A 14,151-nucleotide genomic window follows, 5' to 3' on the forward strand; every position below is an offset into this window, starting at 1 on the left:
CCGGAAGCCTCCGGTGTGCGGGACCGCGACGTGGGACTCAGCCGGTCGTCAGGGCGGTGTCGTCCACGACGAAGCTGGTCTGGAGCGAGATGTCCTCGACTCCGCTGAACTTCAGCGTGACCGTCGAGCCCGCCAGCGAGGACAGGTCGAAGGACTTCTGGCTGTAGCCGGAAGCCTTGTTGAGGTTCGAGTACGTCGCCAGGGTCTTCGAACCGGCGGTCACCGTCAGCTTGTCGTACTGAGTGCTGGTGGTGGTCTCCGAGGTGTCGATGTGCAGGTAGAAGGTCAGCGTCGCCTTGCAGCCCGCGGGGATCGTCACCGACTGGGACAGGGTGTCGGTGTGCGAGGAGCCGTACCCGTCCAGCCAAGCCTTGTAGGAGCCGCTGTGGGCCGCCTCACCGCTGTCCGTGCCGATGACCCCGCTGGTCGCCGTCCAGCCGCTGCTGCCCGACTCGAAGCCGGGGTTGCTCAGCAACTGGGTCGAGGAGCAGCCGCCGCCGGTGGGGTTGACCGTCCAGCCGAAGGTCGCGGTGCCGGTCGCGCCGGTGGAGTCGGTCACCGTGACCGTGGTGCTGGAGCTGCCCGCGGTGGTGGGCGTGCCGGAGATCAGGCCGGTCGAGCTGTTGATCGACAGGCCGGCCGGCAGCCCGGAGGCGCTGTAGGTGAGAGCACCGCTGTTGGTGCTGCTCGCCTGGATCTGCAGGCTGACCGCGGTGCCGACGGTGGCGGTCTGGCTGCCCGGGTTGGTGACCGTCACTCCGCTGCTGGGCGGGTTGATGTGGCCGCCGACGTTGATGCCTGCGAAGGCGTTGCCCACCCCGGCGTACTGGGTGGAGTTGGTGCCGTAGAGCGCGGTGGCCGCGTTCAGGGCCGCGGTGCGGGCGGCGGCGTAGTCGGTGCTCGACGTCATGTACGACGTCAGCGCCTTGTACCAGATCTGCAGCGCCGCGGCCCGGCCGATGCCGGTGACGGCGACCCCGTCGGAGGTCGGGCTGTTGTAGGTGACGCCGTTGATGACCTTGGTGCCACTGCCCTCGGACAGCAGGTAGAACATGTGGTTCGCGGGGCCCGAGGAGTAGTGCACGTCGAGGTTGCCGACGCCCGAGTACCAGCTGTCGGCGGATCCACCGTCCTTGCTGGGCTTGTCCATGTAGCGCAGCGGGGTGCCGTCGCCGTTGATGTTGATCTTCTCGCCGATGAGGTAGTCGCCGACGTCCGAGCTGTTGTTGGCGTAGAACTCCACGCCGGTGCCGAAGATGTCGGAGGTGGCCTCGTTCAGGCCGCCGGACTCACCGGTGTACTCCAGACCCGCGGTGTTGGAGGTGACACCGTGGGTCATCTCGTGGCCCGCGACGTCGAGCGAGGTCAGCGGGTCGGCGTTGCCGGAGCCGTCGCCGTAGGTCATGCAGAAGCAGCTGTCGTCCCAGAAGGCGTTCACGTACGCGTTGCCGTAGTGGACGCGGGAGTAGGCGCCGACACCGTCGTTCTTGATGCCGCTGCGGCCGAAGGTGTTCTTGTAGAAGTCCCAGGTCTCCTGCGCGCCGTAGTGGGCGTCCGCACCCGCGGTGGCCGCGTTGGACGTGGTGCCGTTGCCCCAGGTGTCGCTGGTCTGGGAGAACAGGGTGCCGGTGCCCGAGCTGCCGTGGTTGAGGTTGTACGTCTTGTGGCCGCCGCGCGTCCCGTCGGTCAGGGTGTAGTTCGACCCCGACTGGGTCGTGGTCAGCGTGACCTGGCCGCTGTACTGCGTGTTACCGGTGCCCGTCCTGACGGCCTGGTAGCGGTACAGCTCCTTGCCGGTGGTGGCGTCGGTGACGACGTGGAGCTGGCTGGGCGTGCCGTCATCCTGGAAGCCGCCGACCACCGTCTCCCAGGCGAGCTTCGGGGTGCCATTGCCGGCCCAGATCACCTTGCGGGCGCTGTCGGCGGTGGCCTTCTTCCCGTGGAGGGTCTTCGCGGCCTTGAGGGCCTTGGTCTCGGCGGCGGACTTGGTGAAGGCCGCAGTGGTGGAGGCGACCTTGATCTTGTGCTTGTTGTTGAAGGTCGTGCTCACGGTGCCCGCGGCCAGGGAGGCGGGCGGGGTGTGCACGATGAGGTCGCCACCGAGGACCGGCAGGCCGGCGTAGGTGCGTTCGTAACGCGTGTGCAGGGTGCCGTCGTTGTCCTTGACGACGCCCTTGACGACCAGCTTCTCCTTGGCGCCGAGCCCGAGGGTGCGGGCCGTCGCGGCGGTCTTCTCCTTGGCGCTCTTGATCAGCGCGGAGTGCTGGGCGGGGCTGAGCTTGGCCTCCAGGCCTCCGGTGCGAACGGGGCTCGGGTGGGGGCCTGCGGGCTTGGCGGTCGCCGGGACCGACTGGATGCCGACGGCGAGAAAGGCGGCGGTGGAGACCAGTGCGGCTCCGACCGTGGCCCGTCTGTGGGGAAGACGTCTCACTCGTACTCCTCCTGCTGCGGCCGCCGGGTCGCGGCCGGTGACAGACCGGACAGACGGGTGTGCTGCCCGGGACGAGCTGAGCTGTGCGGGGACCGTGATCCGTACACACACCTTGGAGGATCCGTGTGCGGGGGGAGGATTTCAGCTTTGACCCGCGCATGTCAGCCATGTCGGGGGCAATCGAGGGTTTTCCCTATGCGGACGGGGCAGCCCGGGACACTCCCGTCGGTATGGCCCCCAAGTGCTCCTGCAGAAAACGGATCTGATGGTCCAGCAGGTTTTCGGTCAGATCGGTGCCGATCGGCTGGTGTCCCGTGCCGGGCAGGAGCAGCACCTCGTGCGGGCGGCCCGCCGCGAGCAGCGCCTCGGACGGGCGCAGGGTGTGGAGGGGCCGGACGTTGGTGTCGGCGAGACCGTGGATCAGCAGCAGCGGGCGGGTGAGCCGGTGCGCCTCGCCGAGCAACGAGCAGGCGTCGTACCGCTCCGGGTGCTCGTCGGGGTGACCGAGGAACCGTTCACGCCAGTAGGCGCGGTAGAGCCGCTGGTCGGTGACGCCCGCGCCGGCGACGGCCGCATGGAAGACGTCCGGCCGGCGCAGGACGGCCAGGGCGGCGAGCGAGCCGCCGAAGGACCAGCCGCGGATGCCGACCCCGTCCAGGTCGAGGACGGGATGGCGGCGGGCGGCCGCGCGCAGCGCGCTCACCTGGTCGTCCAGCACCGGCCCGAGCAGGTCGCCGTGCACCGCCCGTTCCCAGTCGGGCCCGCGCCCCGGGGTGCCGCGGCCGTCGGCGACCAGCAGCGCGAAGCCCTGCTCGGCGAACCACTGGGACAGCAGGTCCTTCCAGCCGTGCGCGGCGGTCACCCGCTGGGTCGCCGCGCCGCCGTACGGGTCGAGCAGCACCGGCAGCCGGCCGTGCTCCGGTCGATGCCAGGAGGGCAGGTACAGGTCGGCGCGCAGCTCCCGCGGACCCAGCCGCAACGGGGTCCGGCGCACGTCCAGCGCGGGCCGTTCGGCGTACGACGGCACGGGCAGGACCGGTCGCCGGGCACGCAGCACCTCGGCGCGCCCGCCCGGTCCATCCGCGTCGAGGGTCGTCCGTACGAGGGTGCCGCCGCACCGCACTCCCCCGTGCAGCCCCGCTCCCGCCCTCAGCCGCCGCGGCCCGCTGCTCGGCTCCAGGACCACAGGTGGGTCTCGGTGGGCTCGTCGGAGCCGGTGAACAGCACGTCGTCCCCGTCGACACCGAGGACGGAGCGGAGTTGGAAACCGGCCGGGGCGACCGGCTCACCGTCCACGGCCAGGTGTCGGGTGCCGCACAGGTCGGCGTGCGACAACAGGGCACCGGAGGCGGTGCGGGCGGGGAGTCCGGTCACCGACTGCACCCAGCGGGAATCCCGTTGCTCGTGCAGGAGCGTGGCGCGGCCGTCCGCGGGGTCGACGGCGAGGAAGTGCACCTGCACTGGTCGCGGGACTGCACGACCGCGAAGGGCCCGTGGACGTCCCAGCCCGCTCCGACCTGGGGGGCCACGGATGGGAGCCTTCCCCAGCTTTCGCACAGTCCGTCGGATGCCCTGGCCGGCGGCGCCCGGCGTGCCCGGGAGCAGGGCGCCGCCTGACCGACACCATGCCAACTTGTCTGGTCAAGTTTGGTCTCGGTTCTTCCGTTCGACAGCGCAGACCGATACCCATGTCCCGTTCATCGTGCACAGCCGGGCCCAATGGCCCTCACCCTCACCACACCCTCTTGAACGGGACGAGGTACACGCATGCGACTGCGCTGGAGATCCCTCGGCGGGCTCCTGGCCCTCCTCGGCGCACTGATCGTCTCCACTCCCCCGGCCCACGCGGCCGGGAGCAGCGGCAATCTGATCGTCAACGGCGATGCGGAGGCCGGCGGTTACTGCACCGACGACTGGTCCGCGGCCACCACGGTGCCCGGCTGGACGACCCAGGCCGGCGGCCCGGACGTCATGTGCCACACCGCCGGCTCCTTCGGGCTGCCCGGCGACGGCAAGGCCCCGGGCAAGGCCTTCTTCGGGCCCGGCAACTTCGGTGACGGCTCGATGTCGCAGACCGTGGACGTCTCCTCGGCCGCCACGGCCATCGACGGCGGCGGCGTGAGCTACAACCTCTCCGGCTGGCTCGGCGGCTGGACGGTCTACGGCGGTTACGCGGCGGTCGGTCTGCACTTCCGGGACGCGAGCGGCCACCCGCTGGGCGCGACGGCCAAGCTGCCGACGGTCTCCGCGTCCGACCGGGGTCTGGCCACCAAGTTCCTGTCCCGCAGCACCACCGGCCAGGTGCCCGCCGGGACCCGGTCGATCCAGGTCGAGGTGCAGTTCCTGTCGACGTCGCACGAGACCGGTTACCTCGACAACCTCTCCCTCACCCTGGACACCCCGGTCACCGCGCCGGCGCCGCTCACCCCGCCGGTGTCCCAAGTGCCGGGCTACGACCACGTGTTCATGGTCATGATGGAGAACACCGACTACTCCGAGGTCATGAACGACCCGGCCGACACGCCCTACATGCACAGCCTGATGAACCAGGGCGCGACCCTGACCGACTTCCACGGCGTCTACCACCCGAGCGACGAGAACTACCTCGCCGTCGCGGGCGGTGACACCTATGCCAAGGGCGCTACGTACTGGCCCAACATCAACTCCCCGCAGCGCAACCTGGGCGACACCCTGGAGGACGCCGGGAAGACCTGGAAGGCCTACGAGCAGGGCATGGGCACCCCGTGCAACACCAAGAACAACAACGACAGTTACTACGAGCCCGACGACGCCCCGTTCATCAACTACACCGACATCAGTGGCAACGCGTCGCGCTGCGCCGCCCACCTGTTCGACACCTCGCAGCTCACCACCGACCTGCAGTCGGCCGCGACCACGCCGAACTTCTCCTGGATCGCCGCCGACGACTACTACGACGGTGAGGCCTCCGGCAACGGCAGCGCCACCAGCCTGAAGACGCAGGACGGCTGGCTGAAGCAGACCCTCGCCCCGGTGCTGTCCTCCCCCGCCTGGACCCAGCAGCGCTCCCTGCTCGTCCTGACCTGGGACGAGAGCCAGAGCGAGGCCTACAACCACATCGTCACCACGGTCGTCGGCTCGCAGGGCACCGTCCCGGCCGGCACCAGCAGCCCGGCCCACTACGACCACTACGGCATAGCCCGCACCATCGAGTCGGCCCTCGGCCTGCCCGGCCTGACCGCCAACGACACCTACGCGACGCCGCTGAACGCCGCCTTCGCACCGTCCACCGCGACGGCGCCGAAGCTCACCGGTGACCTGAACGCGGTCGCGAACGGCGGCAACGTCACCTTCCGGTACTCGGTTCCGTCCGCCGCGCAAGTCAGCGCGAAGAACTGGATCGGCATCTACCCGGCCGGTGTCACCCCGGGCCAGCGGTCCGCACTGACCTGGGCCTACACACCCAACGCCAGCGGCGCGGCCACGTTCTCCACCGGCAAGCTCAGCGGCGCGGGCAAGTACGATGTGTACTACCTCGCCAATGACGGCTATTCGGTGCTGGCCGGGCCGTTCTCGCTGACCGTGGACTGATCAGGACCGTGGACTGATCGGGCACCTTCAGTTCGGCGCCCCGGGGGGTACCCGGGGCAGCGGGTCGAGCCTCACCGTGCGGGGGTCGGCCAGGTAGGCACCGATCGACCTGGCCGCCTCACGCCGCTGTACGCCGGCCTGGACGCGCAGGGTGTCGGCGAGTCGACGCAGGGCGTCCCGGAGAGTGGCCCTGACCGGAGCGTGCAGGCCGGGCGATTCGAGGACGGTGAGCAGATGGTTCAGGACAGTCCAGTCGGCCGTCTGCCGTACGCCCTCCCCGCCCGGCACCTGCGCGTCGCCGTCCTCCTCGTCGCTCAGCCAGGTCGCGTCCAGCAGGGCGTCCACGACATCCTCGACGCCCGGCATGGCCGGGTCCTTGGCGTGCTGCCAGGCCACGCGGCCGAGCCGGGCGGGGTCCAGCAGTTCGGCGGTGACGAGGGTGACGGCGGTCCGTACGGCCTCGAAGGGGTCGAAAAGCCGTCCGGCGCGGGTGTCGACGTACTGGTCGTTCCGCTCGTACCGGATGGCGGGCGGGGTGAGTGCGTCCAACACGGCTTCAGGCAGACCGAGTTGATGGGTCCGGAGCAGTTCGGCCAGACGGGTCAGGGCCGTACGCTGGGTGGCCGCGTCGACGGCCTCCACGCCCGGGGAGTCATCTCCGGCCTGCGCATAGCCGTACCGGACCCCGCCGACGAGGCGGGCCACGGCGGTGACCTCGTGGCGGTGGAGCAGGTGCAGCAGCACCGCCCGTTCCTCCAGTTCACCGGTCTGCCGCCCGGGCGGCAGCACCCCACGTGAGAAGCCCTCCATGGCGATGCGGCGCACCCGGAGCACGGTAGCCAGGGCCCGGAGTGCGTCTCCCTCGGTCACCCATGGCACGCCGTCCGGGTGCGCGGCCGCGGTGCCCTGGGCGTCCACGTCGCTCACATACATCAGGCCCGCCTCCGCCACCTCGCGGCGCAGCTCGGCCAACTCGCTTTCCTCGTCGGCGAAGTGGCCGTAGCCGTGAGCGACGAGGAAGTGGTCCCAGGGGCCCAGGCCGGTCGGGTAGGCGTGGGTGAGGTCGAGATCGCCGGTGTCGGTCACGGTGACGTGGGCGTGCGGGTAGTCCATGACGGACGGTGCCGGGTGCCGGGTGCCGGCGAAGTTGTGCATGAACCCGAGAGCATGACCGATCTCGTGCGCGGCGAGCAGTCGGAGCCGGGCGAGCATCAACTCCTCGACGGCGGCCAGGCGTTCGCCCTCGTCGGGCCGGCCGTACGGGGCGAGCAGTGCCTCGCCGAGGGCACGGACCTGGTCGAGGCGCTGGGAGCCGAGCCGGACCCGGGCGTGCAGGATCTCACCGGTGCGCGGGTCCGTCAGGCCCTGCCCCAGGGACCAGCCGCGGCCGGAACGGTGCACCCACACCACGCCGTTGACCGCCGGGTCGTGCGGGTCGAAGTCGTCGCCCGCGGTCTCCACACGGTAGGCGTCGGGCAGACCGATCCGGGCGAAGGCCTCCCGCCACCAGTTGCCGCCCTCGACGACCGCCGTACGGAAGGGCTCGGGGACGGCAGGGTCGACGCGGAAGACGACGGGCGCGCCACCGGGCTCGGCACGGAACCGGGGCTGGACCTTGACCTGGGTGTCCGCACGGCCGGCCAGGCCGTGATCGGCCCACCCGACGCCGTAGCTGCCGGAGGCCGGATGGTAACGGCGTGCTGCAAGTGGAGACTTGGGCAGGCGCAGGAGGACCAGCTGCTGGACGACGGTCACCGCGCGCGGGTCGGCGGCGACCGCCCGGAGGGCCGGGCCGCGGCCGGGTCCCCGGAAGGTGAGCAGGGCGGCCAGGCGGACGGCGTCCGGGCCGGTGCGGCTGTCGGCGACGAGCGGAAGACTGGTGGCGGCGTCGAGGGCGTACTCGCCCTGTCCCTCGTCCTCCAGGTGCTCGGCGACACGGTCGTGGTCGTACAGGACGAGCCCGCCGGCGTCCACGACGACCGCGCCGGCCTCCTCCCGCAGCACCGGTCCGCTCCACACCACGGACACGGCGAAGGACTCCTGACCCGCCCGCACGCCGGCCGGCTCTCCGCTGGTCAGGAAGTGCTTGTTGCGTACGAGGAGCAACACCCGGCCGCCCGCCCGGCGGAGCTCCGCGAGACGGGCCTTGCCCGCCCGGCCCCGGTCCAGCTGCAGTTCACTGGAGCCGACTCCCTGCGAGAGGGAGACGGTGAGCAGGAAGGGCTCGTCGAAGTGACGGATGCCCAACAGCAGCCGCTCCGAACCGCTTTCGAGGTCGGGTACGAGGTCGAGGAAGTCGGGGGCGGAGGTGTCGTCGCCGGTCATGCGGGCCTCTCGGTCGGTGCGGGTCCGGGAACGCTCGGTGCGGGTCCGGGGACGCATCGTGTCAGGCCCCGCCCTGCGGGCCGTGATCGGCACGTTGTTACGGTGCACCGCGTGTCTGAATCCTCACGCGATACCGCACAGGGCGCAGGCTGGGGCGCGGCCGAACGCGGCGCCTACCAGCAGCTGATGCCCGACCACGTCGAGAAGCTGTCGTGGCTGAACCCGAGGACCCTGTGGGCCGCCCGCAACGGCGTGCTGGCGTCCTGGTTCGGCGACCCGACGGGCCGTACCCGCAGCCGCCTGGTGGCCCGGCAGGCCGAGGCGGGGGCACCCGTCGACAAGGTGGTCCGGCGGGAGGTGCCGGACCGGTTCTCCTTCATGGTCATCGGGGACACCGGAGAGGGCGACGACTCCCAGTACGCCGTCGTGCCGGGCTTTCTGAAGGCGGGTCAGGACACGGAGTTCGCGGTGATCGCGAGCGATGTCATCTACCCCGTCGGCAGCGCGGACGACTACGGCACCAAGTTCTTCCAGCCGTACCAGGACTACCCGGCACCCATATACGCGATACCGGGCAACCACGACTGGTACGAGGACCTCGGCGCGTTCATGCGCGTCTTCTGCGCCGACGCCCCGCCGCCGGCCCCCGAGCCCACGCCCCGCCCGCTCACCGGCGCCTGGTGGCAGAACCTGCTCTGGCACCGGCCGCGCCCGGGGGACGGTCAACGTCTCGCCGATGCACAGAAGTTGCGGTCGGCGCCGGCGCAAGAGGCCGTGCAGCCGGGGCCGTACTGGGCGATCGACGCCGGTCCGGTGCGGATCGTAGGCATCGACACCGGACTGCTGGGCACGATCGACGCCGAACAGGGCGCATGGCTGCGGGAGGTCTCCCGCGGGCCGAAGCCGAAGATCCTGATCACCGGCTCGCCGCTGTACGTGGACGGCGAGCACCACCCCTGTGCCATCGAGGGTGGCGGCACGGTCGACGACATCGTCCGCGACCCGGCGCACCACTACGTGGCCGCGATCGGCGGCGACATCCACAACTACCAGCGCTATCCGGTCGACGTGGACGGCCGGACCGTCCAGTACGTGGTCTCGGGCGGCGGCGGCGCGTTCATGCACGCCACGCACACCATCCCGCGGGTGTCGGTCGCGGGCGTCACCGAGCGGGACTTCCGCTGCTATCCGCTGCGCGGCGACTCGCTGGCCTTCTACAGCCGCCTGTACGGCCGCCGCCTGCGCCTGCGCCGCTTCTTCACGCTCACCGAGTCCGAGGCGACGGCCGTCATCGCCGAACGGCTGGGCATCGAGCCGGGCCGGGCGCCCGGCCCGGACACCCGGATCACCCGGCGCACCCGCCTGGTCGCGAGCCTGCTGGGCACCGGCGGCCGCCCCGACCGCACCTCCCGCTTCCGGCTGCCCGTGCGCAAGCTGTATACGCAGCTGTTCTCGCCCGGCTCGGCCACCTACAGCCCACCGTTCTTCAAGTGCTTCCTGCGCCTGGACGTCACCCCGGAGGCGGTACGGCTGCGCTGCTTCGCCGCGACGGGCAATCGCGCCCAGGAACTCGATCCGCCGGTCGAGGACGAGGTCACCATCCCGCTGAACTGATCACACGGTTGTCACGCTCGCCTGCCAGAATCGGGGCAGGGCCGACGCCATGACCGGGGCGGAGCCGACGTACGACCGCTGGAGGAGCCCGTGTCGTCCACCGCCCGCCCGCTGCGCAAGCTGGGTTTCCTCACCATCGGTCTGTTCGACGCGGCCGACCCGGGCCGGGGGCACGAGACCACGCTGGAGATCATCGAGCTGGGCGAGCGGCTGGGCTTCGACAGCGCCTGGGTCCGCCACCGGCACCTGCAGTACGGCATCTCGTCCCCGGTCGCGGTGCTGGCGGCGGCCTCACAGCGCACCCGGCGCATCGAGCTGGGCACCGCGGTGATCCCCCTGGGCTGGGAGAACCCGCTCCGCCTCGCCGAGGACCTGGCGACCGTGGACATCCTGTCCGGCGGCCGGCTGAACCCCGGCGTCAGCGTGGGCCCGCCGATGCACTACGAGCAGGTCAAGGAGGCCCTGTACCCGGACACCGCGGACGCCGAGGACTTCAGCTACGCGCGGGTGCGGCGCCTCCTTGACCTCGTGCGCGGCAAGCCGGCCAGCGACTTCAGCGGGGTGGAGGGTATCGAGGTGTTCTCGGACATGGTCCAGCCGCACTCCCCCGGCCTCGGCCGCCGCCTGTGGTACGGCGGCGGCAGCCTCGACTCGGCGCGCTGGGCGGGCGAGCACGGCATGAACTTCCTGACCAGCAGCGTGGTGAAGGCCGAGGACCCGGAAGGGCCGCTGGACTTCGCGGAGATCCAGCTGTCCCACATCCGCGCCTTCCGTGCCCACCATCCCGACGGGGACGCGGCCCGCGTCTCCCAGGACCTGGTGGTGATCCCCATCGACTCGGCGAACCCCGAACAGCGGGCCAAGTACGAGGAGTACGCCGCCGCACGCCTCCCCCGGACGGCCTCCCCGCAGGGCCCGGCGCGGCTCCTCTTCGCCCCGGACCTGGTCGGCACCTCCGACGAACTCGCCGAGCGGCTGCACGCGCACGCCGCGTTCCGCGAGATCGACGAGGTGGCGTTCGCGCTGCCGTTCACCTTCGAACACGAGGACTACGTCCAGATCCTGACCGACATGGCGACGAAACTGGGCCCGGCGCTGGGGTGGCGGCCGGCTCCCTGATCTCCCGCCCTTCGTCGGCATACCGCCGTCGCCGACGTTTCCGTCGACGCCGGCGACGCGTCTGCGCTCACCAGCGGCCCACCTCCGTACCGGTGACGGGCTCGGACGGCCTGCCGTCCACACCCACCGGTACCTCACCCGCGAGCATCACGCGATGCATGGTCCGTGGAAAGCCCAGGTGGGCGTTGTCGCTCGGGGCCAGATGGATGGTGGCCCGGTTGTCCCAGAGGGCGACGCTCCCGGGCTCCCAGCGGAAGCGGACCGTGTACTCGGGGCGGACCGCCTGCTCCAGCAGCATCTCCAGCAGGGCCGCGCTCTCGGGGCGGGAGACCTCGTCGATCTGCTCCAGGTAGTAGCCGTTGACGAACAGCACCCGCTCACCCGTCTCCGGGTGCACGCGCACCAGCGGGTGCACCGAGGCGACCTGGTGGTCCAGGAGGTGCCGGACGTACCCGTCGTCACCGGGCCGCGGCTGGTAGCCGACACCGAGCCGGTGCTCGGCGCGCAGCCCGTCCACGAAGGCACGGACCGGCGCCGACAGCCCCGCGTAGGCGGCGGCCAGGTTGGCCCAGGTGGTGTCGCCTCCGTAAAGCGGTACGGTCTCGGCGCGCAGGATGGTCGCGGCCGGCGGGTCGATGCGGGCACCGTGGTCGCAGTGCCAGCCGCGCAGCAGGGTGTGGCGGCGGCGCTGCAGCCACTCCTCGTGCTCCATGCCGAAGCGCCCGCCCAGCTCCAGCCGGTCGGCGGTCGTCTCCACCTCGGGGAAGTCCGACGGCGAGGCACTGCCACGCCGACCGAGGACGACCGGCTCACCGAAGCGGCGGGCGAGAGCCACGTGACCCTGGTGGTCCAGCTCCTGCCCACGGAAGAACACCACCTTCCAGCGCAGCATCGTCTCCCGGACCAGGGCGACCACGGCGTCGTCGAGCGGTCCGGCGAGGTCGACTCCGGTGATCTCGGCACCGATGTGCCCGGCCACCGGATGTACCTCGACCCCCTTGACCCGATCCACCTGCTCCGCCGTGTCCCTGTGCGTCGTCATGTGCGCTCCGATGGTCGTCCGAACCGGCTCCGTGGAGATCGTGACACCGCGTGCCCTCGGACCGCGAACTCCCGTACGGTCTACTGCTCCTCGACGCGCTCGGTCCGGGCGCCCGAGTGGGGTGCGGTGAGGCTGCCGAGGATGTCGAGGAGTTCGGCGCTGCGGCTGCCGGGCTCGGCGTGGAAGACGACCAGGGTGAGTCCGTCGGTGCCGTCCACGGAGAGTTTGTTCGAGTGCAGGTCCAGGTCGCCGACCTGAGGGTGGCTCAGGTGGCTGACCCGGCCGCGCCGGGGCCGTACGTCGTGCCGGGCCCAGAGCATGCGGAAGCGTTCGCTGCGCAGGGACAGGTCACCGACCAGGTCGCGCAACTGGGGGTCGTCGGCGTCGGGCCCGGCGTAGGTGCGCAGGGTGGCCACGCCCTCCTCGGTCAGGTCCTCCCAGTCCCGGCGCAGTGCTCGCTCGGCGGGGTCGAGGAAGACGGCCCGCAGCAGCTTGACGCCGGGCCGGCAGTTCGGGGTGAGGGCCGTGGCGAGGGCGTTGGCGGCGAGGACGTCGGTGTACCGGTTCTGGATGTAGGCGGGGCTGCGGGGCCAGCCGTCGATGAGCTGCAGAAGGCTGGACGGCACCGGTTCCCGGCCGCGCGCCGCCCGGGTGCGGGACGGGGGCCGCGCACCGGTGGGCCGCTCCTGGGCCAGGCCGAGGAGGTAGGAGGTGGCGTCGGCGTCCAGCCGCAGCACCCGGGCGATGGCCTCGAGGACCTGCGCGGACGGGTTGCGGTCGCGGCCCTGCTCCAGGCGCAGGTAGTAGTCGGAGCTGATGCCGGAGAGCATCGCGACCTCCTCGCGGCGCAGCCCCGGCACCCGGCGCAGGCCCGGGCCGGGCAGCCCCACGTCCTCGGGCCGGACCTGCGCCCGGCGGGCCCGCAGGAACTCGCCGAGCGCGTTCGTACCGTCCATGACACCACCGTACGGCCGTACCGGTGGCCGTGACTGTCCCTGGCACTCCCAGGAACGAGGGGGCACTGCCGCCCCGGCGGTGTTCGGCGCACCGTGGAGACAGGGTCCCGGACGTGCCGGTGACCCTCGCACTGCACGAGAGGTACGACATGACTGCACAGCTCGGCGGCACCGTCACCCCGGCCGACGGTCTGACCCTGACCCGCATGGGCTACGGCGCCATGCAGCTGGCCGGGCCGCATGTGTTCGGCCCGCCGAAGGACCGGACGCGGGCCGTGGCGGTGCTCCGTGCGGCGGTCGAGGCGGGCATCACCCACATCGACACCGCCGACTTCTACGGCCCCGTGGTCGTCAACGAGATCATCAGGGAGGCCCTGCACCCCTACCCGGACGAGCTGCACATCGTGACCAAGGTCGGCGCGCGGCGGGGAGCCGACGGCAGCTGGACCGTGTCCCGGCATCCGGAGGACCTGAAGGCGCAGGTGCACGACAACCTGCGGCACCTGGGGCTGGAGACGCTGGACGTGGTCAATCTGCGGCTCGGCGACATGGACACCCCGAACGAGGACTCCGTCGCCGAGCAGTTCGGCGCCCTGGCGGAGCTGCGGCAACAGGGTCTGATCCGGCACCTGGGGCTCAGCGCCGCGTCCGTCGCGCAGTTGGAGGAGGCGCGGGCCATCGCGCCCGTGGTCACGGTGCAGAACCTGTACAACCTGGCCAACCGGCAGGACGACCCGCTCGTCGAGCGTACGGCGGCGGAGAACATCGCCTTCGTACCGTACTTCCCCCTGGGCGGGTTCACGCCGCTGCAGTCCGAGACGCTGTCGAAGGTGGCCGCGCTGCTGGGCACCGCACCGCAGCAGGTCGCCCTGGCCTGGCTGCTGCGCCGCTCTCCGAACATCGCGCTCATCCCCGGCACGTCGTCCCCGGACCACCTGCGCGAGAACATCGCCGCGGCCGCGCTGGTCCTACCGGAGGACGCGGTCACGGAGCTGAACGGCATGGCCGGCTGAACCCCGCGAGCCGTCGGGGCAGGCGGCGGCCCCGGCCGGCGCGCGGGCCCCGGTTCGTGGTGCGGATCCATGACGCGTGCC

The 14,151-nt window shown here is 71.5% G+C and carries 10 protein-coding genes; 4 read left to right on the top strand and 6 right to left on the bottom strand.

The features are described 5' to 3' along the window. Positions 1-37 precede the first annotated feature (37 nt). From ACIRVH_RS42595 to ACIRVH_RS42605, 3 genes are all read right to left on the bottom strand, one after another. Entirely contained in the window at positions 38-2,431 is a 2,394-nt protein-coding gene (locus ACIRVH_RS42595) for a M4 family metallopeptidase (protein ID WP_403965380.1), read from the bottom strand. 193 nt (positions 2,432-2,624) lie between these two features. Continuing rightward, the gene (locus ACIRVH_RS42600; RefSeq protein ID WP_403965382.1) at positions 2,625-3,617 is read right to left on the bottom strand and encodes an alpha/beta hydrolase family protein; all 993 of its coding nucleotides are present in this window, start codon (positions 3,615-3,617) and stop codon (positions 2,625-2,627) included. Continuing rightward, positions 3,581-3,892, bottom strand: coding sequence for a hypothetical protein (locus tag ACIRVH_RS42605; RefSeq protein WP_403965383.1), 312 nt, complete (start codon positions 3,890-3,892; stop codon positions 3,581-3,583). Before ACIRVH_RS42605 ends, ACIRVH_RS42600 begins: the two co-directional genes overlap by 37 nt. Before the next feature lie 306 nt (positions 3,893-4,198). On the opposite strand from ACIRVH_RS42605, the gene ACIRVH_RS42610 reads away from it, so the two are divergent. Continuing rightward, complete coding sequence (locus ACIRVH_RS42610) at positions 4,199-6,001, top strand: alkaline phosphatase family protein (RefSeq protein ID WP_403965385.1); 1,803 nt, start codon at positions 4,199-4,201, stop codon at positions 5,999-6,001. A gap of 27 nt (positions 6,002-6,028) precedes the next feature. On the opposite strand, the gene ACIRVH_RS42615 is transcribed toward ACIRVH_RS42610, so the two are convergent. Continuing rightward, complete coding sequence (locus tag ACIRVH_RS42615) at positions 6,029-8,326, bottom strand: zinc-dependent metalloprotease (protein WP_403965387.1); 2,298 nt, start codon at positions 8,324-8,326, stop codon at positions 6,029-6,031. Between the two features lie 111 nt (positions 8,327-8,437). On the opposite strand from ACIRVH_RS42615, the gene ACIRVH_RS42620 reads away from it, so the two are divergent. After that, positions 8,438-9,940, top strand: a complete 1,503-nt coding sequence (locus ACIRVH_RS42620) for a metallophosphoesterase family protein (RefSeq protein WP_403965389.1) — start codon at positions 8,438-8,440, stop codon at positions 9,938-9,940. 90 nt (positions 9,941-10,030) lie between these two features. Further along, positions 10,031-11,059 carry an LLM class flavin-dependent oxidoreductase gene (locus tag ACIRVH_RS42625; RefSeq protein ID WP_403965391.1) on the top strand — a complete coding sequence of 343 codons (1,029 nt, stop codon included), beginning with the start codon at positions 10,031-10,033 and terminating at the stop codon, positions 11,057-11,059. A gap of 67 nt (positions 11,060-11,126) precedes the next feature. Here ACIRVH_RS42625 and ACIRVH_RS42630 read toward each other — a convergent pair whose 3' ends face one another. Together ACIRVH_RS42630 and ACIRVH_RS42635 are read right to left on the bottom strand one after the other, a co-directional pair. After that, positions 11,127-12,101, bottom strand: a complete 975-nt coding sequence (locus ACIRVH_RS42630; protein WP_403965392.1) for a TauD/TfdA dioxygenase family protein — start codon at positions 12,099-12,101, stop codon at positions 11,127-11,129. 80 nt (positions 12,102-12,181) lie between these two features. Then, complete coding sequence (locus tag ACIRVH_RS42635; RefSeq protein ID WP_403965394.1) at positions 12,182-13,057, bottom strand: helix-turn-helix domain-containing protein; 876 nt, start codon at positions 13,055-13,057, stop codon at positions 12,182-12,184. Positions 13,058-13,206: 149 nt separating this feature from the next. Here ACIRVH_RS42635 and ACIRVH_RS42640 point away from each other — a divergent pair, with 149 nt between their 5' ends. Beyond that, positions 13,207-14,070 (top strand): oxidoreductase, encoded by an 864-nt coding sequence (locus ACIRVH_RS42640; RefSeq protein WP_403965396.1) that lies wholly within the window; start codon positions 13,207-13,209, stop codon positions 14,068-14,070. Positions 14,071-14,151 lie beyond the last annotated feature (81 nt).

Origin of the sequence: Streptomyces sp. NPDC101165 (assembly GCF_044768135.1) — a bacterium.
Classification (GTDB): Bacteria; Actinomycetota; Actinomycetes; order Streptomycetales; family Streptomycetaceae; genus Streptomyces.